The organism is Ferrovibrio terrae (assembly GCF_943372915.1).
Taxonomy (GTDB): domain Bacteria; phylum Pseudomonadota; class Alphaproteobacteria; order Ferrovibrionales; family Ferrovibrionaceae; genus Ferrovibrio; species Ferrovibrio terrae_A.
On sequence record NZ_CALSAN010000042.1, the window covers coordinates 1 to 18,658 of the forward strand.

Sequence of the window (18,658 nt, forward strand, 5' to 3'; positions counted from 1 at the left end):
GCGCAAGCTGGTGGTCATCAGACGCACCAGGCGGTCAAACACCACCTCGAGCATCGGCAGACGTTCGTAGGAAACCAGCGCGCTGTTGATGATGGCGCGGATGCCCGCGCGGTCTGACTCTTCTTCTACGGACGCATCGAAGCCTAAAAGACTGTCGATTTCGTCCTGATTCAGAATCCTGGTGGAGCCGCCGGCCTCATCGCCGCCGTCGCCGCCGGCCCATTCGGCGCCGCCGTCTTCGGGATTATCCGCCATGGACGCCTCGTGTGATCACTGGATCAACATTTCCTTGAACAGCACGTCATTGATCTTGAGCGGTGCCACCGCCTGATTGACGCGAATCAGCAGTTCTTCCTTCAGCCGGTACAGGCCGGCTGACCCCACCAGATCGTCCGGGCGCAATTCGCGCAGATAGATCTGGAAATTGTCGATCACGCGCGGCAGCAGTTCGTTCAGCTTCGGCGTCGACAGCGGGTCATTATGTTCCAGCGACACCTTCAGCTTCAGATAGGAGGCCTGCCGGCCGGTGGAATTCAAATTCACCAGAATATCGGGCAGATCATAGAAGACCGTAACCTTGGGAACCTCCGGCTTGACCTCGGCCTCCTCGGTCTTGCTGGCAAACAGGAAGAAATAGGCCGCGCCGCCACCGCCCACGAGCAGCAGCAGAACCAGGACAGCCGCAACGATCACGATTGCCCGTTTGCCGCGCTTCTTTGGTGCGCCTTCGCCTTCGCCTTCGCCCTGGCCTTCGGTGTCGTCACTCATGCCTGCCACACATCCCTGGCACCAGAATCCGGCGTCTGCCGGTTCACTCCGGATGCCATTGGTAAGGGCCCACAGTTAACACTTTGTCAAAGGCCGGCAGTTTTTGCCGGGTTTGGCCCGCCCCGCCCCGGTCAAAAACCGCCGAGCTGGCGGAAAACCCGAAATAAACGGCCGTTTTCCGACATAAATCGAACTGGCACGCTGCCTGCAATACTACCGGCAACAACGGCTAAACGCGAGTTTCGTGTCATGGAAAATACCACTTACATCGGTCTTTCGCGCCTTTCAGGCATGCGCCGCGAAATGGATGTGCTCGCCAACAACATGGCGAACATGAATTCGAACGCCTACAAGGGCGAGCGGGTGATGTTTGAGGAATTCCTCAAGGGCCCGAATGCCAAGGAAAAGACCAGCTTCGTCAACGACTGGGCCGTGCTGCGTGATTTCCGCGCCGGCAAGCTGGAGCAGACCGGCAACACCTTCGATTTCGCCATCAGCGGCAGCGGCTACCTCACGGTCGATACCCCGCAGGGCCGTCGCTATACCCGCGATGGCCATCTGCGTCTGGATGCCGACCGCCGCCTGGTGACCTCGGGTGGTCATCCGGTTCTGGATAACCGCGGCCGCGACATCATCGTTCCCGATGGCCAGGGCACCCCGACCATGGCCGTGGACGGCACACTGAATGTCGGCCAGCAGCAGGTCGCCAAGATCGACCTGGTGAATTTCCGCAACGAGCAGGAACTGCGCAAGACCGCCCAGGGCCTGTTCGCCACCACGCAGGACACCATCGATGCCCCCGCCACCACCACGCTGGTGCAGGGCATGCTGGAAGCCTCGAATATCGAACCGATCGTCGAAATGACCAACATGATCGAGCTGCTGCGCCAGTACCAGAGCACGCAGAGCATGCTCGATGCCGAAAACGATCGCCTGAAGTTGGCGATCCAGCGGCTCGGCCGCCAGAATTGATGAATTGACGGACCAGGAGACCTAGACCATGCGTTCGCTCAGCACCGGTGCCACCGGCATGATGGCTCAACAGCTCAATGTTGAAGTCATCTCGAACAATATCGCCAACATGAGCACGACGGGCTTCAAACGCCAGCGTGCCGAGTTCCAGGATCTGCTGTACCAGAACATGCGGCGCCCGGGCTCGACCTCGTCGGATGCCAACACCATCGTGCCCTCGGGCATCCAGATCGGTGTCGGCGTGCGCACCGCCGGCGTCTACCGCATTCATGAACAGGGCAACCTGACCACCACGGGCAACACCTACGATCTCGCCATCAGCGGCAAGGGCTACTTCCAGGTCACGCTGCCGTCTGGCGAAACCTCGTATACCCGCGCCGGTTCGTTCCAGGTCAACGCCCAGGGCCAGATCGTCACCGTCGACGGCTACCTGCTCAACCCGGCGATCACCGTGCCGCAGGGTGCGCTGTCGGTGAATATCGATGCCACTGGCATTGTCGAAGCGCGCATCGCGGGCCAGACCAATGCCCAGCAGCTCGGCCAGATCCAGCTCGCCACCTTCGTCAACGAGGCAGGTCTGGAAGCCACGGGTGACAATCTGTTCCTTGAGACCGCCGCGTCGGGCCAGCCCACCGTGGGCAATCCGAATGCTGTCGGTTTCGGTGTGCTGCGTCAGGGTTACGTCGAAACCTCGAACGTCAATCCGGTGCAGGAAATCACCAACCTGATCACCGCGCAGCGCGCCTATGAAATGAATTCGAAGATCATCACTGCTTCAGACGAAATGCTGCAGACCGCAACCCGCCTGCGGTAAAGGCTTAACGCGTATCACGGAGACCGACCATGGCCTCGCTTCGCACTCTTCTTCTCGCCGGCATCACAGCTGTCACGCTGGCGCTGCCGATCGTTCCTGCCCAGCCGGTTTCGGCACAGACCAAGGTGGCCTCGATTGGCGCCGTGCGTGTGATCGGCGAACGCGAAATCGGTCGTCGCATCGCCGAGATGGTGCAGCAGCGCAATGGCGGTCGTCCCGTGGAGATTCACTTCCACGGCATGAGCAACGAGATCGAGGTGCCGGCCTCCGCGACTTCGGCTTTCCAGGTCGACGCCTTCTCCTTCGATCAGCGCAGCGGCCGCTTCTATGCCACCGTGTCAAGCAGCGCCGCCACCGAAACGCTGAAGCTAAGCGGCCGAGCCCAGGCTGTAGAAGCCATCCCGGTGCTGAAAAGTCGCATTGCCACCGGCCAGGTGATCAACCGCAATGACGTGGAATGGTTGCAGGTGCCGGCCCACCGCTACGGCGCCGGCTACATCGACCGCATTGAAGAGCTGGTTGGTCAGACCCCGCGCCGCGCGCTGGCTGCCGGCCTGCCGATCCGCAGTTCCGACATCGGCCGGCCTGAAGCCATCACCAAAAATGGCCTGGTCACCATGGTGGCGCAGGTGCCGGGCATGACCATCACCACCACCGGTCGCGCGATGGAAGCCGGCAGCATCGGCGACGTGATCCAGGTAATGAACCTGCAGAGCAAGCGCACGATCCAGGCAACCGTGACCGGCATGAATCTGGTGCAGGTCGTCACTGCGCCCAGCATCATTGCCTCGAATTGATTGACGCGCCGAGAAGGATACCTGTCATGACCTGCCAACAGCCCTCTTCGCTCACCATGCTGCTGCGCATTGCCGCCACGGCTGGGCTCGCCCTTTCGCTGGGTGCCTGTGGCAACCTGAGCCGCCTGGGCGATATCGGATCGGCGCCGCACCTGAGCAAGATCGATAATCCGACCGAAGCGCGCGACTACCGCCCGGTCAGCCTGCCAATGCCGGCCCCCGAAGTGACACCGCGCCACGCCAACTCGCTGTGGCGGCCGGGTGCGCGCCAGTTCTTCAAGGATCCGCGCGCCACCAAGGTGGGCGACATCCTGACAGTGAACATCAACATCCAGGAACGCGCCCAGCTGCAGAACAACACCTCGACCTCGCGCGACAACAGCGAAACACAGGGCCTGCCGAACTTCCTCGGCCTGGAAGCTGCCCGAGACCCGGCAGCTGGCGCCGTTGGCGGCGTGCTGACCGGCCAGGGCGTACCCTCGGCCATGAACAAAGCGTTCCGTAACATCGACCCGTCCAACATGGTGACGATGAACTCGACCTCGCAGGTGCAGGGCCAGGGTCAGGTGAACCGCCAGGAACAGATCACTCTGGTGGTGGCCGCGCTGGTTACCCAGGTGCTGCCGAACGGCAATCTGGTCGTGCAGGGTCGCCAGGAAGTGCGCGTGAACAACGAAGTGCGCGAACTGATGATCCAGGGCATCGTGCGGCCGGAAGACATCACCGCCACCAATACGGTCGTGCACACCCAGATGGCCGAAGCGCGCATCGCCTACGGCGGCCGCGGTCAGCTGACCGATGTGCAGCAGGGCCGCTGGGGCCAGCAGATCTACGACATCATCTTCCCCTTCTAAGACACGAAAGGGATTTTCCGCCCCGCCCGAAGTTCGGGCACGCCAGAAAGCGCGTCAGGATCGCAGGATGCGAACCGCGGCAAAACGCCAGGGGCGAGAGCAAACGCAAAAGGCCGGTCAGAAGACCGGCCTTTTCGTTTTGGTCGATAGGACTGACGACTACGTATCGTCGCGATGGGTGCGCTCGCGGCGCTCATGCCGCTCCTGCGCTTCGATCGACAGCGTGGCGATCGGCCGGGCCTCAAGCCGCTTGAGCGAGATCGGCTCGCCGGTCTCCTCGCAATAGCCGTAGGAACCATCGTCGATCCGCTTCATCGCTGCATCGATCTTGGAGATCAGCTTGCGCTGACGATCGCGGGTGCGCAGCTCCAGCGCCCGATCCGTCTCGGTCGAGGCGCGGTCGGCAATGTCGGGCTCCTGCGAGGTGTCTTCCTGCAGGTGCTGCAACGTCTGGTTCGACTCCCGCAGAATCTCTTCTTTCCAGGCCAGCAGCTTGCGGCGGAAGTATTCCTTCATGCGCGAATTCATGAAGGGCTCACTCTCGGTCGGCCGATAATTCGCCTTCAATTGGATACCCATGTAAGAGACCCTCCAGGCGCCGCGGCGACTCCGAAAACCCCGTCCGCGGCGCGCGGAGTATATGAATCGGCCCGGCCCGGAGCAAGGCCGTCGAGCGACTCGGAAGTCGTTGAATTGTTGAAAGAATTATGAAAGCTCCGCCTTCGGAGCAATAAAATTACAAGCCTAGCTTGGCCAATTCGACTTCACAGCGCAGCTCAATCTCGGCCATCACCTCGGCCAGTTTGGGGTCTTCGACCATCAGCTTTTCGCTGCGCAGCGTGCGCGCAAGCGTCTGCAGCCGCTCAGCCGGGATGCTGCCCATCAACAGGCCGTGTCGAATATCCTCGAGCCTTTCGAGCAGGGTCGATCCGCGCTGGAAGGCGCGCTGGCGGTTTTGCCGCCCGCCGCCCTGTTCATCCACGGCCTGAATGGTCAGCATCGCATCCAGCGCGGCCACCGGCGGGGCCTGCGAAACCTGGCCGGCAGGCTTTTCGGCACCCTTCAGCATGCTGGCAAAGCTGGGGCCGCCGGCGCTGCTGCTGCCGGTCGTGCGCTTGGGGCTGCCGGGGGCGATCCCGCCCGGGCCTTTGATCTTGTCTATGCTCATGGAAAATATGGTCTCTTAACGGCTGCATGGTGCCCGATAAGATTGACCGGGTAAAGACGGCATTTTTTGCCGGGCTGGCCCCATTCTGGGCTCCAAACCGCATATAATTCAAAGCGTTACCTTCTGGCACGACAATCGCATTTAACGGTGCGAGAGAACCGGCATGCGTGACCGGTTCGCGTGAAGGAAGATGACGATGATCCGCTTCGCCAACACTGTGATCCGCCGCCTGCTGCTGGCCGCCTGTGCCCTGGCACTCGCCCTGAGCCTGCCCCTGCAGGCGCAGGCCGGCTCGCGCATCAAGGACATCGCCGATTTCGAAGGTATTCGCGACAACATGCTCGTCGGCTACGGCCTGGTGGTCGGTCTCGACGGCACCGGCGACAGCCTGACCAATGCTCCGTTCACCCGCCAGAGCCTGCAGGCGATGCTGGAGCGCTTTGGCGTCAACATCCGCGATGCCGGCACCTTCCGCACCCAGAACCTGGCGGCCGTGATGGTCACCGCCGTGCTGCCGCCGTTTGCCCGCCACGGCGGTCGCATCGACGTCACCGTTTCCACCATGGGCGATGCCAAGAGCCTGCAGGGCGGTACCCTGCTGGTCACCCCGCTGCTCGGCGCCGATGGCGAGGTCTACAGCGTGGCCCAGGGCGCCGTTGCCATCAGCGGCTTCAAGGCCCAGGGCGCCGCCGCGCAGGTCACGCGCGGCACGCCCACCTCGGGTCGTATTGCCAATGGTGCGATCGTTGAACGTGAAGTCGGCTTCGAGCTGACCTCGCTGCCGGTGCTGCGCCTGGCGCTGAAGAACCCCGACCTCACCACTGCGCGTCGCATCAGCCAGGCCGTGTCCACCCTGGCTGGCGTGCCTGCCGCGCGTGCGCTCGACCCCTCCACCGTGCATATCGACATCCCGGACCGTTTCCGTCGTGACGTCGTCGGCTTCATGACCGAAGTCGAACAGCTGCAGATCGAAACCGATCAGATGGCCCGTGTCATCATCGATGAACGCTCTGGCACCATCGTCATGGGCCCGAATGTGCGCATCGACACGGTGGCGATTGCCCAGGGCTCGCTCACGGTGCGGATCACCGAAACCCCGCAGGTGTCGCAGCCCAATCCCTTCGCGCCCGCCGCCACCGCCATTGCCGGCATCTCCGGCACTTCGGCCTCGACCGGTACCGTGCAGGTGCCGCGCATCGGCCCGGACGGCCAACCGGTCAAGGATGCGTCGGGCAACTTCGTGTTCGACACCATCACCCAGGCGGTGCCCGGCACCGGCACGCCCACCGTGGCCGGCTCAGCCGCAGGCGGTGCGCAGACCGTGGTGGTGCCGCGCACCGATATCCAGGTCGACGAGCAGGCCGACCGCCGGCTCGGCATCCTGAAGCGCGGCGTGTCGCTGCAGGAACTGGTCGACGGTCTCAATGCACTGGGTGTCGGTCCGCGCGACATGATCACAATCCTGCAGGCGATCAAGGCCGCAGGCGCGCTGCAAGCTGAAATCCAGGTGATGTGACATGTCCTCGCTCGTCGCCTCGCCCGCCATCAGCTCCTACGCCATCGAACAGGCCCAGGCCGATCGTGCCCGCCTCGATGCCGCCGGCAAGCCGAAGGGTGATATCAAGAAGACCGCGCAGGATTTCGAGTCCTTCTTCCTGACCCAGGTGTTCGAATTCATGTCGAGCGGCATCAAGAGCGACGGCCCGATGAGCGGCGGCCAGGCCGAAGCCAAATGGCGCTCGTTCCTCAACGACCAGTATGGCCGTGAAATGGCCAAGACCCGCACGGTCGGCATTGCCGACATGGTCTATGACCAGATGCTCAAGATGCAGGAGGCCCAGTCGTGAACCAGAAACAGCAGCAGCCTGCCGCCCGCCAGCCGCTCTCGCCCCGCGCCGCCCAGCGCCTGGGCCTCGATGCCGGGCCGCGCATGGTCGACAATATCGGGCCCGGTGCCGTGCCCCCCACCGTCGCCGAACTAAGCGACCTGGTGATCCAGCTGAAAGACGTGCTGATCGAGGAAACCGCAGCGCTGGAACGCTTTGCCTATGATGGTCTCGACCGCTCGACCGAGCAGAAGCGGATCATCTCCGGCCTGCTGCGCGACAAGCAGAAGGTTCTGCGCCAGCATCCCGATGCCCTGCGCGCGGCGCCCGAAGCCGAGCGCCAGAGGCTGGAAAAGCTGCTGTCGGAAATGCAGGCGGTCGGCCAGCGCAACGAGATCGTCGTGCGCACGGCGCGCGATGCCAATCAGAAACTGCTGAATGCCGTGATCCGTGGCGCCACCAAGCAGAGCCAGCTTGGCACCGGTTATGGCCGGTCTGGCGCAATGACCGCGCTGACCACCAATTATGGGGCCCGCCAGGCGGTTTCGCTGTTCAACAACGAAACCTGCTGAGCCCTTTTCGCCTTTCCCCCCGCCAGTACCCCCCTCACCCCGTCCGGTTCGCCGGGCGGGGTCTTCTTTGCGCCGGACGCGTCAGCCGCGCATCAGCTCCGGCAGCGCCGTCGCGATGCCGGGCACGGCTATCAGCAACAGGGCAAACAGGATCATGATGATCGCATAGGGCAGCGCGCCCCAGATCACATCGTCGATCCGGCCGCGATCGGGGCGGATGCCCTGCACCACGAACAGATTCATGCCGACCGGTGGGGTGATCAGGCCGAGTTCGCACATCAGCACAATGAACACGCCGAACCATACCGGATCAACCCCGACGGCAGCGACAACAGGGAAAGACAACGGGATGGTCGCCACCATCATCGACAGCGTGTCCATGAACATGCCGAGCAGCAGATAAAAGCCGATCAGCACCAGCAGGGTTTCCACCCGGCTGAGGCCGAAGGACGTGACCCATTTGGTCAGCGCCTCGCCGATGCCGGTCAGCGACAGGGCGAGGTTGAGCACGAAGGCGCCGATCACGATCAGCAGGATCATCCCGGTGGTCTTGGCGCTGGAGATGAAACAGTTCTTCAGCAGAGCGACACTCAGCTTGCCCTGCGCGATCACGAAGGCGAGCACGACGACAAGGCCAAGGGCCGCGGATTCGGTTGCCGTGGCGATGCCGAGATACAGAGACCCCATGACGACGCCGAAGACGCCGACCGGCTCGATCAGATAGCGCAGCAGGCGCAGGCGTTCCGCCCAGGGCACGTTCACGGTGGCGACCTTCTCGTGCCGCAGAGAATGCGACAGATAGATCCACAGCATGAAGCTGGCGGTCAGCAGCAGGCCGGGCAGGATGCCGGCAATGAACAGCTTGCCGACCGAGGTGTTGGTCATCGAGCCAAAGACGATGAAGTTGATACTGGGCGGGATCATAATGCCGAGGGTGCCGCCGGCAGCCAGGCTGCCCAGCGCATCGCGCATCGGATAGCCGTGGCGCTGCAGCGACGGCAACGCCACGGTGCCGATGGTCGCCGCCGTGGCAACCGATGATCCGGAGGTGGCGGCAAACAGCGCGCAGCAGCCGATATTGGTGTGCAGCAGTCCACCCGGCAGCCGCCCAAGCCAGGCGGCAAACACGGTATACATGCGGTCGGCCATGCCGCTGCGCAGCAGGAACTCGCCCAGCAGCACGAACAGTGGAATGGCCGTGAGGCCATTGTCACTCATGGTGCCCCAGGCCACCGAGGCCGACGACACCAGGAAGGCGTTGCCGAAGGCCAGCATGCCACCACCCAGGCCCATCAGCAGCATCACCGCACCGATCGGCAGGCCGATCAGCATCAGCGCCACCATCACCAGAAAGCCGATAACCCCGATGGCAACCATGCTCATGGTGACGGGTCTTTCGTCAGCGGCAGCACCGGATCGGACGACACGCCGCGCGCGCGCAGGTCGTCGAGTTCTTCCTGCAATTCTTCCTTGCTGCCACGCGGGCCGTAAAAGTGGTTCAGATCACGACTACGGCCAGCCAGCGCGAGCCGGGCAAAGCGGACCAGTTCGAAAACAGCAACGGCACCGAATATGCCCAGGGCACCGAGCCAGGCTGTTTGCGGGAGCCACAGCGGCGTCGCCCATGGCGTCTGCGCCGTGGCATTGAACAGCAGCGATTCATCCAGCGCGACCCAGGCCATGCGCAGCAGGGCCGCAGCACAGAGCGCGATACACAGCAGCGACAGACCATTGAGTGCGATGCGCAGCGGCTGCGGCAGGCGGTCATGCAGCAGGTCGATACGGATATGGGCGCGGCTGATCAGGGCAACGGCGCAGGCCAGTGCCGCACCGCAGGCCAACAGATAGCCGCCCAGCTCATCGACGCCCTGCAGAGAATAATTGAACAGCTTGCGCAGCAGCGTTTCCACTGCCACGGCCAGGGCCTGGATGAGGAATACGGCGCCGAACAGTGCGGCGGCGATCGTTTCAAAGCGCTTCATCGGAACTATGTGCCGGCAGCGGTCGCCGCCGGCACATCCCTGATTACTTCAGACCGATGATCGGCCCGACCGAGGCCTTCCAGCCGGCCGAGCAGCCGGGATTGACCTTGTCGCAGGCTTCCGACCAGGCCGGGTAGGAAATCTCGCGCACGGCACCCTTCACCAGATCAAGATCCTGCGGCTGCACCGCAACAGTTGTGAGCTTGTATTTCTTGCCGGTGGTGCAAGGCTCCTGCCCGGCATTGCAGCGCATCGCATCATCCCAGAGTTCCTTGGAATAACTCCAGATGCTTTCGTTCAGATCGGTGAAAGCTTTCTGCAGCTTGACCTGCTGGTCCGGCTTCAGCTTTTTCCAGGTATCGAGGTTGATGCCATAACCCTGCACCGCAACCTGCAGCGCCAGCGGATAGACATGGGTGACGCTTTCCGGCCAGCCGGCGGAATTCGCCGAGCTGGGACCGGTGACGGCGCAATCGATGGTGCCGAGCGACAGGCCCTGCGACACTTCGCCGAATGCCATGGTGACCGGCGTGGCGCCGACGCGCTCCATGAACTTCGCCATCACGCCATCGAGAATCCGGACCTTGAGGCCCTTGAGATCAGCCAGCGACTTGATCGCCGGCTTGCAGAACACCAGCTGTGGGCCGAACGGCCAGACGCCGAGCAGCTTGGTGTTGAAGAGCTTCTGCAGGCGCTCGTCGACTGCACCCTGATAGGCGGTCACCACCTTGCGGGCGGTATCGTAGTCGCCATTGAGGCCGACCAGGTCGAGGCCGAGAATGGTCGGCTCGTCGCGCGAAATCTGCGCCAGACGCAGGCCGATGATGTCAAACAGGCCGGAGCGGGCCACGCGCAGCTGCTCGAATTCCTTGATGCCGGTGGAGTCCAGCGGCTTGTAATCAACCTCGACCGGGAAGCCGATGGTCTTGGGCAGGTTTTCGAAGAACGGCTGCTCGCGGTCGCTGCGGATCTTGCCGGTCGCCAGCGGCATCCCCATGACCCGGAGTTTCACCGTTTCCTGGGCCTGGGCCACACCGGTCAGGGCCAGGCTGCCCATCATCAACAGGGCACCCATCGTCGCTGCAATCGTCTTGGTCATGATCATCCCCTCGCTCAGTACGCGGAAAAGGTTTGCAAAGACCAGGCCACACCAGACCAGGGCGCAGGGAGCAAGCCAGGGACAAGAAATCCCGTTCACCCGCCAGTTCGCCCGCCTCGCGCCAAGAGCATACGCTTATAAAATAGGCAATCCCAGCCCGGCGGACGCCCTAGAGCGGGCGCCGGTCCGGCGGCAGGGCGTCATAGGGCGTGCGCGCACCGACCCGGTGATTGACACGGAAGACATTCCCTTCCGGATCGGCCAGCACCGCCTGACGCGCGTTATAGTAGGTCAGATACGGCGGCTTGAGCACCGCGCCGCCCAGTTGCACGCATTGCCGGGCGACATGATCCACTGCATCGGTGCTGTCCAGCTCGATGGTGAAATAGACCCCGAGAGGCAGCGGGCTTTCTATATCCACCGGCTGGCGGGTCTGCAGATTGAGCAGCGCATAGGCTTCCGCAGCATTGAAGCCCAGTTCAGCGCCCTGGGCATCGAGACAGCGATAGATCGGCGAGCGATGGGCTGCGATCTCGGGGAAGCCGAACAGCGCGGTATAGAATCCCGACAGCGCAACAATGTCGCGGGCAAACAGGTTCACATAGGCAAGACGGGCGGCAGCCATGCTCATCACCCTGCCTTGCGGCCGTAGGAGCGATTGAACATTTCCATCATATGCTCGCCGGCCAGGCAGGGCGCATGACGCGGCGGCCGTTCCGCGCTGCTGCAACCGGGCAGGCATTCGATACGGGCGAAATGATCGGGCGTATAGAAGAACGGCACTGAGTAGCGATCCCGCGGCACAGTGGCGCGATTCAGAACGCGATGCATGTTCGAGCGATAGAGATCGTTGGTCCAGCGCTGCACCAGGTCGCCGAGATTGACCACAAAACTGCCGGCCAGCGGTGGCGCAACGATCCACTCCCCCGCCGTATTCTGCACTTCCAGGCCGCCGGCATCATCCTGCGCCAGCAGCGTGATGCCGCCCCAGTCGGTATGCGCACCGGCGCCCAGCTGGTTGAACTGCGCGGCCTCGGGCTGCGGTGGGTAGTGCAGCAGCCGCACGACGGCATTCGGCTTGCGATACATCGGCACAAAATAATCCGGCGCAAGATCGAGCGAGCGCGCCAGCAGGCTGAGCAGCCGGTCACCCAGCACGCGCATGGCCGCATGATAGGCCTGCATCTGCCTCCGGAAGCCGGTGGCATCAAAACCGGGCAAGTCATCACCGGGCCACTGGTTGCCGCCATAGCCACGGATGCCGGCGACGACATAGGCATCATCTTCCGGCAGGTCGGCCGTATAATAATAGCCTTCCTTCAGATCGGGTGGCGAAGCCGCATCCAGTGTCTGCCCGGCCAGCGGTTCATAACCGGCAAAGCTGCGCGAGCGTTTCATATGCAGCGCCGCCTTCACATCCATCGGCAATGCAAAGAAGCGCCGCGCCCAATCGAATTGCGCCGCAATCAGTTCGGCCGCCACGCCATGACCGGTGACATAGAAAAAGCCGGTATCCCGGCAGGCCTTGTGAATCTCCCAGGCCGTCGCGCGGCAGGCGGCGTCATCGTTACCCGCCGTGGTGGCGATATCGATGACGGGCAATGCCCTGGCGGGCTGCGGCGGCGAGTAGAGAACCATGATGCGGCATCCGGACTGATGAACTCAGCATCAGGCCATGCAGCATTGATGCCAAACACCGGATCAGGCGGCGCGGTCGTCCTGATGCGCCAGCACGACATCGAGGAACACCTGGCCGAAGCGTTCCAGCTTGGCCTGGCCGATACCGTGAATATCAGTCAGTCGATACAGACTGGTCGGCCGCTTGGCCGCCAGTTCAAGCAGCGTGCGATCGGAAAAGATCACATAGGCCGGCTGCTGCAACTCGGTGGCCAGCTGGCGCCTCAGATCCTTCAGCGCAGCCAGCAGGCGCTGGTCTGCCGGCTCCAGCGCCGCCTCGGCCATGCCCGATGCGCCACGGCGGCTTTTCTCGCGCCGCGCGCTCAAGGATTCGACGCGCATCTCAACCGTCTGCTGGCCGCGCAGCACCGCGCGACCGGCATCGGTGATGAACCAGCCGCCATGGCCGGCGATATCCAGATCGATCAGGCCGCCGCCATAAAGCTGGCGGAAAATCGAGCGCCAGGCATTGGCATCGCGATCCTTGCCGACACCGAAAGTCGGCAGCTTGTCATGCTCGCTGCGCAGGATTGCATCGGTGGTGTTGCCGAGCAGCAGCTGCACCAGATGCTCGGTGCCATAGCGCTGGCCGGTCCGCATCATGGCCGACATCGCCTTCTGCGCTTCCACCGTGCCGTCGAAACGTGCCACGCCATCCTGGCACAGGTCGCAATGGCCGCAGGGTTCGGAGGCCTCGCCGAAATAGGCCAGCAGCGTCTGCCGCCGGCAGCGCGGCGATTCACACAACGCGACCAGCGCATTGAAGCGCTGGCGCTCGATGCGCTTGCGCTCAGGGGGCGTGTCTCCCTCCTCGATCTGCATGCGCCGCAGCCGCATGTCGTCGAGGCCATACAGGGTCAGCGTTTCGGCCGGCAATCCGTCGCGGCCGGCGCGGCCGATCTCCTGGTAATAGGCTTCCACATTGCGTGGCAGGTCGGCATGACAGACATAGCGCACATCGGGCTTGTCGATGCCCATGCCAAAGGCCACGGTCGCCACCATCACCACGCCATCGTCGCGCAGGAAGGTGTCCTGGTTGGCATCGCGCAGGCGCTGCTCCATGCCGGCATGATAGGGCAAGGCATTGTGGCCCATCGCCACCAGGCCGGCAGCCAGTTCCTCGGTGCGCTTGCGCGACGAACAGTAGACGATGCCGTTCAGGCCGCGGCGGGCGGCGATGAAATCGCCGATCTGTTTGCGTGCGCTGGCCTTGGGCTGCATCATCAGATGCAGGTTCGGCCGGTCGAAGCTGCGGATGAATTCGCGCGGTCCGCCCTTGCCGTCCGGGCTGGCGAACAGCTTCTGCACGATATCGGCCCGGGTCGGCGCATCGGCCGTCGCGGTCAGTGCAATGGTGGTGATATCGCCCAGCTCGGCGCGGATATTGCCCAGCGCCAGATATTCCGGGCGGAAATCATGGCCCCATTGCGACACGCAATGCGCCTCGTCGATGGCCAGCAGGCCGGCATTGGAACGTTTGAGCAGGGTGACGGTGTCAGGGCGCACCAGCCGTTCGGGGGCGACATAGAGCAGCCGCAGGCTGCCTTCGCGCAGGTCGCGGTAGACGCGCTGGTTCTCGGCTTCGTCATTGGCGGAATTCAGGCTGGCGGCATTGATGCCAAAGCCCTGCAGCTGCCGCACCTGGTCGCGCATCAGGGCGATCAATGGCGAGACCACCACGGTGAGGCCGCCGCGCAGGATCGCCGGCAGCTGATAACACAGCGATTTGCCGCTGCCGGTCGGCATCACCGCCAGCACATCCTCGCCACCCAGCAGCGCCTGCACGATTTCGGCCTGCCCGGCGCGGAAACGCTCGAAGCCGAACACCGTGTGCAGCATGGCCTGCGCTGCATCCATGGAAACAGGACTGGGGAAAACTGATGTCATGCCAACCGCTGGGCAGCACCGATTCGCTGCACACCCACTGGCATAACAAAGAAGCGCCTGCCGGGCGAGGATTCGGACCCGGCTGATTTATGGCTAAGTCTTTGAAGAAAATGGTGCGCTCGAAGAGATTCGAACTCCTGACCCCCAGATTCGTAGTCTGGTGCTCTATCCAGCTGAGCTACGAGCGCACGGCGATTGGTATCGCAACGGGGGCGCAACCTACTCAATTCACTGGGGGGACGCAAGGGCCGAGCCCGGAATACTGCCCTGCCGTGCAAGCCTCGGATTCTACAGGCAGATGATGCTTGCGGGCGGTTCTGCCGGCCCCTAGAATAACGCTGTCTCCAGAAGGCTCGTCACGCGGTTCTCCGCTGGGCTGGAACCACTGAGACGGGGGGCCTCCAGGCCAGCAGTTCTGAGTTCATAACAATTAACGCGAGACCGCGCGGCATGGCACATCCTGTTCGTAATCCGACGCATCGGCGTCGAATGCTGGCTTCGGCGAGTACGATTTCCCTCGCCCTGCTGCTCTCTGGCTGCTCCTACGTCAGCGATGAACTCTGGCCGTCCCTGACCGGTTCCGACCCGTCCGAGCAGCCGGTGATGCGCCAGCAGATCCCGGCTTCGGCCGCGGAATCGAACCCGAATCCAGTCCTCAGCCAGCCCGCCATGGGCAGCACCAATTTCGTCGTCCCGGGCGTCACCCAGGCTGCCTCGACCGGCACTTTCGTCGGCCAGAAGGTGCAGCAGATGCGCGGCGAGCTGTCGCAGCTGCAGCAGCAGGTTACCCAGCGGAACCAGCAGTTGCAGGCGGCCCGCGGCAGCGCCACCCAGAATTCCCAGCGCTATCATGGCACCGTTGCTGCCGTGTCGACGCGCCTGCAGATGGGCACCACGCCGGGCAATCCGATTCTGGTCAGCCAGTGGACCCAGGCGCAGACCGATCTTGACCGCATGGCCGCCGATGTCGGTACCCTGAGCAACATCGCCAACCAAGTGGCGGCCGATTCCGCGATGTCGACCTACCTGCTGCAGTCGATCAAATCGACCTACAGCTTGCAGGGCGCCATCGACGAAGATCATCGCCAGCTGTCGGTGCTGGAAGACGAAACCTCGAAGACCGTGGTGCTGATCGACCGCCTGCTTGGCGAACTCAGCACCGATGTCGCCCGCCAGACCAACTATATCGGCGCCGAGCGCACCAACCTGACGACGCTGTCGGCTGCCATCAAGCAGGGCGAGCTGCTCGGCCCCGGCCTGGGCAACCGCGCCAACTTCTATGCCGGCGCGCAGCAGTTTGCCGCCGCCGATGCGGCTGCCGCGCCGTTCGCCGCCGATGGCCGCACGCCGCTGGTGGTGATCCGCTTCGACCGCGCCGATGTGCCCTACCAGCAGGCACTGTACAACGCCGTGTCGCAGGCACTGGCGCGCAAGCCCAATGCCGTGTTCGACGTGGTGGCGATTGCCGCCGGCGGCACCCAGGCGCAGGCCGCCAGCAACCAGAACCAGGCGCGCCGCAATGCCGACCGCGTGCTGCGCTCGCTGGCAGATATGGGCCTGCCGGCCAGCCGGGTGAATGTCTCGGCCGCCAGCAGCAGCCAGGCCGCCACCAACGAGGTTCAGGTCTTCGTGCGCTGAAGCACTTCGACCTTACGACACTAAAAAAGCCCGGCTTGAAGCCGGGCTTTTTCTTTGGCTGAGGGCTGTGATCCTACTGCCAGGACACCGCCGTCAGATCGTTGACGAAGATCGGCGCATTGACCCAGAAGCCGGTCAGGCCCTGCTTGTACACGCCCAGCCGCGGCAGGTTGTACAGATAGACATTGACTGCATCGTCGGCCAGCAGGCGCTGCAGATCCTGCAGGGCCTTGGTGCGCTCCGCCTTGTCCAGGGTCGAGTTCGCCTTGGCGATCAGGTCGCGGGCCTTCTGGCTGTCATACTGCCAGTAATATTCCGGCTCGGCATATTTCACGAAGTCGTTCGGCTCGACATGGCTGATCACCGTCAGGTCGAAATTCTTGTTCTTGAAGGTGCCATCCAGCCACTGCGCCCATTCGACATTCTCGATCTTGGCGGTGATGCCCACCTGGCTCAGCATGGCCTGCACCACCTCGCCGACCGGCCGCGCATAAGGCGGCGGCGGCAGGCGCAGCGTGACTTCCAGATTGCTGACGCCGGCTTCCTTCAGCAGCGCCCTGGCCTTGGCCGGATCGTAGGGATACTGCTTGGTCAGATCGACATAGGCCGGATCATGCGGCGGAAAATGACTGCCGATCGGCTTGCCATAGCCTGCCGTGGCGGCCTCGATCACCGCCTCGCGATCGATGGCATAGGTGAGTGCGCGGCGCACCCGCACATCGTCGAACGGCTTGCGCTTGTTGTTGATGATCACCATGGTCTCGCCCTCGGTCGAGCCCGCCGTGACCTTGAAGCGCTTGTCCTTCTCGAACTCGCGCACATTTTCGCCGGTGATGCCGATCGGCACGGCGTCGATATCGCCGGCCCGCATCGCCGCCACCATGGCGCCCTGGTCGCTGATGAAGCGCATCTTCACCGTCTTGATCTTGATGGCGCCCGGATTGCGATAGGTATCGGTGGCAACCAGGGTGACGGAATCGCCCTTCACCCAGTTTTCCAGCTTGTAGGGGCCGGTACCCACCGGCTTGGTGGCATTGGTATCGCTCGATTCCGGCGCCGTGATCACCGCCGTGTTCTCGCCCAGACTGAACAGGAAAATCGGGTCCGGGGTCTTGAGCGTGATCGCCACCGTGAGCGGATCAGGCGTCGTGATGGAGGCGATGTTGGTGAACACCGCCTTGCGCTTGTTGGTGCTCTTCTCGCCGGCATATTTCTCGAACGAGAATTTCACATCGGCGGAATCGAAGGTCGTGCCGTCGTTGAATTTCACGCCGGCCTTCAGCTTGAAGGTGAAGGCCTTCATATCCGGCGACACGGTCCAGCTGTCGGCCAGCAAGGGCTGCACCTCGCCATTTTCGGCGATCTTGGTCAGGCCCTCCAGGATATTGTAATGCACCACATCGCCGATGGCTGCGGCCGGGGCGATGGTGGGATCGAGGCCCGGCGGCTCCAGCGACATGGCCATGATGAGGGATGTCTTGGCTTGCGCCAGCGCCTGCCCGGCGGCCAGCGATGCCGTCATCCCCATCGCGACCGCGAATACTTTCCAGCCCTGCATGATGTCCTCCTTACGAGTTTCGTGCCGCGGCGACCACATCGCGGGCGCTTTGCAATGCTCCCAGCGGATCGGCAGCCCAAACGCCGCGTGCTGCCGCACGGGCAACGCAATCGGCGGCGATGCTGCCAACCCTGGCGGTGAGCCAGAATTTGTCGGCGGCATCCTGTGTATCCTGCCACGTTGCCGTGGCCAGGGCAAAGAGCGTATCGCCATCGAAGGGCGTGTGAACCGGCCGCACCGCCCGGGCCAGGCCGTCATGCGCCATGGTGGCAATCTGCCGCAAGGCGGATTTGTCGAATGCGGCATTGGTGGCGACGATGCCGATGCAGGTATGGCTGCCGGCAGCCGGCCGGGCAATGCGGGATTCCGCGGCCAGCCCCAGATCGACATTCTGCACCTGAAACGGCAGCCCGCCAAACTCCGCATTCTGCTCCCATGGCGTCGCCCAGAAGCTGCGGTTGCCCGGGGTCAATACGCTGCCGACCGCATTCACGGCCACCATGGCCGCCACGACCAGGCCGTCGGGCTCGATCCAGGAGGCACTGCCCAGCCCGCCCTTGATCTGGCCGGCCATGGCGCCGAAGCCGGCCCCGGTATTGCCGAGCGGAAACGGGCCGGCCGAAGCCGCATCGCAGGCCTGCCGCCCCAGCAGCCGGTATGGCGGCTCGGCGCCCCAGTCCTTGTCGCCGCCATTGTTCAGGTCGAACAGGATGGCCGCCGGCACGATGGGCACCACATGGCCGCGCACTTCGACGCCGCGCTTGCGTTCGGCCAGCCAGTGCATGACACCCGAAGCGGCATCGAGACCGAAGGCCGAACCGCCGGACAGGCAGATGGCATCCACCGCCTGCACGGTGGCCTCCGGCCGCAGCAGATCGGTTTCGCGCGTGCCCGAGCCGCCGCCACGCACATCGACCGAACAGGCGGCACGGGCATCCGGCACGATAACGCTGACGCCAGACCGCAGTATCTCGTCGACCGCATGCCCGACCTTCAGGCCGGGCACATCGGTCAACAGGTTCTGCGGCCCGGGTTTGCCGGCCATC

The 18,658-nt window shown here is 63.6% G+C and carries 19 protein-coding genes, 1 tRNA gene and 1 pseudogene; 8 read left to right on the forward strand and 13 right to left on the reverse strand.

The genetic code is table 11. The features are described from left to right. Positions 1-255 (reverse strand): annotated as a pseudogene (locus tag AAG821_RS19885) (flagellar motor switch protein FliM); the annotation flags it as partial. 15 nt (positions 256-270) lie between these two features. Then, a complete protein-coding gene (locus tag AAG821_RS19890; RefSeq protein ID WP_341915951.1) occupies positions 271-768 on the reverse strand; it encodes a flagellar basal body-associated FliL family protein in 498 nt (165 codons plus the stop codon). Positions 769-1,017: 249 nt separating this feature from the next. Between AAG821_RS19890 and flgF the strand changes: the two genes are divergently transcribed. The 4 genes from flgF to AAG821_RS19910 are packed head-to-tail and all read left to right on the forward strand — an operon-like array spanning position 1,018 to position 4,205. Next, complete coding sequence (flgF, locus tag AAG821_RS19895; RefSeq protein ID WP_341915952.1) at positions 1,018-1,740, forward strand: flagellar basal-body rod protein FlgF; 723 nt, start codon at positions 1,018-1,020, stop codon at positions 1,738-1,740. 28 nt (positions 1,741-1,768) lie between these two features. Further along, positions 1,769-2,554, forward strand: coding sequence for a flagellar basal-body rod protein FlgG (gene flgG / locus AAG821_RS19900; RefSeq protein WP_341915954.1), 786 nt, complete (start codon positions 1,769-1,771; stop codon positions 2,552-2,554). Positions 2,555-2,583: 29 nt separating this feature from the next. Next, positions 2,584-3,351: a flagellar basal body P-ring formation chaperone FlgA gene (gene flgA / locus AAG821_RS19905; RefSeq protein WP_341915955.1), complete on the forward strand. Its 768-nt coding sequence runs from the start codon at positions 2,584-2,586 to the stop codon at positions 3,349-3,351. Between the two features lie 26 nt (positions 3,352-3,377). After that, on the forward strand, positions 3,378-4,205 hold the full coding sequence (locus AAG821_RS19910; protein WP_341915956.1) for a flagellar basal body L-ring protein FlgH: 828 nt from the start codon (positions 3,378-3,380) through the stop codon (positions 4,203-4,205). Between the two features lie 159 nt (positions 4,206-4,364). Here the strand turns inward: AAG821_RS19910 and dksA are convergent, their stop codons facing one another. Then, positions 4,365-4,784 carry an RNA polymerase-binding protein DksA gene (gene dksA, locus AAG821_RS19915; protein ID WP_341899265.1) on the reverse strand — a complete coding sequence of 140 codons (420 nt, stop codon included), beginning with the start codon at positions 4,782-4,784 and terminating at the stop codon, positions 4,365-4,367. Between the two features lie 157 nt (positions 4,785-4,941). After that, on the reverse strand, positions 4,942-5,373 hold the full coding sequence (locus tag AAG821_RS19920) for a flagellar assembly protein FliX (protein ID WP_341915958.1): 432 nt from the start codon (positions 5,371-5,373) through the stop codon (positions 4,942-4,944). Positions 5,374-5,569: 196 nt separating this feature from the next. On the opposite strand from AAG821_RS19920, the gene AAG821_RS19925 reads away from it, so the two are divergent. Genes AAG821_RS19925 through AAG821_RS19935 form a run of 3 tightly spaced genes read left to right on the forward strand, consistent with a single transcriptional unit; the run spans position 5,570 to position 7,771 of the window. Then, positions 5,570-6,889, forward strand: a complete 1,320-nt coding sequence (locus AAG821_RS19925; protein ID WP_341916409.1) for a flagellar basal body P-ring protein FlgI — start codon at positions 5,570-5,572, stop codon at positions 6,887-6,889. Position 6,890: 1 nt separating this feature from the next. Then, positions 6,891-7,220 carry a rod-binding protein gene (locus AAG821_RS19930; RefSeq protein ID WP_341914111.1) on the forward strand — a complete coding sequence of 110 codons (330 nt, stop codon included), beginning with the start codon at positions 6,891-6,893 and terminating at the stop codon, positions 7,218-7,220. After that, a complete protein-coding gene (locus tag AAG821_RS19935) occupies positions 7,217-7,771 on the forward strand; it encodes a hypothetical protein (RefSeq protein ID WP_341914109.1) in 555 nt (184 codons plus the stop codon). Before AAG821_RS19930 ends, AAG821_RS19935 begins: the two co-directional genes overlap by 4 nt. An 81-nt stretch (positions 7,772-7,852) precedes the next feature. Here AAG821_RS19935 and AAG821_RS19940 read toward each other — a convergent pair whose 3' ends face one another. From AAG821_RS19940 to AAG821_RS19970, 7 genes are all read right to left on the reverse strand, one after another. After that, positions 7,853-9,154, reverse strand: coding sequence for a TRAP transporter large permease (locus AAG821_RS19940; protein WP_341914107.1), 1,302 nt, complete (start codon positions 9,152-9,154; stop codon positions 7,853-7,855). Beyond that, the gene (locus tag AAG821_RS19945) at positions 9,151-9,753 is read right to left on the reverse strand and encodes a TRAP transporter small permease (protein ID WP_341914105.1); all 603 of its coding nucleotides are present in this window, start codon (positions 9,751-9,753) and stop codon (positions 9,151-9,153) included. Before AAG821_RS19945 ends, AAG821_RS19940 begins: the two co-directional genes overlap by 4 nt. 43 nt (positions 9,754-9,796) lie before the next feature. Continuing rightward, a complete protein-coding gene (locus tag AAG821_RS19950; protein ID WP_341914103.1) occupies positions 9,797-10,852 on the reverse strand; it encodes a TRAP transporter substrate-binding protein in 1,056 nt (351 codons plus the stop codon). A 169-nt stretch (positions 10,853-11,021) separates the two neighbouring features. After that, positions 11,022-11,477 carry a VOC family protein gene (locus AAG821_RS19955; RefSeq protein WP_341914101.1) on the reverse strand — a complete coding sequence of 152 codons (456 nt, stop codon included), beginning with the start codon at positions 11,475-11,477 and terminating at the stop codon, positions 11,022-11,024. Positions 11,478-11,482: 5 nt separating this feature from the next. Continuing rightward, a complete protein-coding gene (locus AAG821_RS19960; protein ID WP_341914099.1) occupies positions 11,483-12,490 on the reverse strand; it encodes a 2-oxoglutarate and iron-dependent oxygenase domain-containing protein in 1,008 nt (335 codons plus the stop codon). A gap of 63 nt (positions 12,491-12,553) precedes the next feature. Then, the gene (gene recQ, locus AAG821_RS19965) at positions 12,554-14,416 is read right to left on the reverse strand and encodes a DNA helicase RecQ (RefSeq protein WP_341916411.1); all 1,863 of its coding nucleotides are present in this window, start codon (positions 14,414-14,416) and stop codon (positions 12,554-12,556) included. Positions 14,417-14,527: 111 nt separating this feature from the next. Further along, a tRNA-Arg gene (locus tag AAG821_RS19970) sits at positions 14,528-14,604 on the reverse strand. 301 nt (positions 14,605-14,905) lie between these two features. On the opposite strand from AAG821_RS19970, the gene AAG821_RS19975 reads away from it, so the two are divergent. Further along, positions 14,906-16,054 carry a hypothetical protein gene (locus AAG821_RS19975; protein ID WP_341914095.1) on the forward strand — a complete coding sequence of 383 codons (1,149 nt, stop codon included), beginning with the start codon at positions 14,906-14,908 and terminating at the stop codon, positions 16,052-16,054. Between the two features lie 73 nt (positions 16,055-16,127). Here AAG821_RS19975 and AAG821_RS19980 read toward each other — a convergent pair whose 3' ends face one another. Continuing rightward, positions 16,128-17,612, reverse strand: a complete 1,485-nt coding sequence (locus tag AAG821_RS19980; RefSeq protein ID WP_341914093.1) for an ABC transporter substrate-binding protein — start codon at positions 17,610-17,612, stop codon at positions 16,128-16,130. A gap of 10 nt (positions 17,613-17,622) precedes the next feature. Continuing rightward, positions 17,623-18,657: a P1 family peptidase gene (locus AAG821_RS19985; protein WP_341914091.1), complete on the reverse strand. Its 1,035-nt coding sequence runs from the start codon at positions 18,655-18,657 to the stop codon at positions 17,623-17,625. Position 18,658 lies beyond the last annotated feature (1 nt).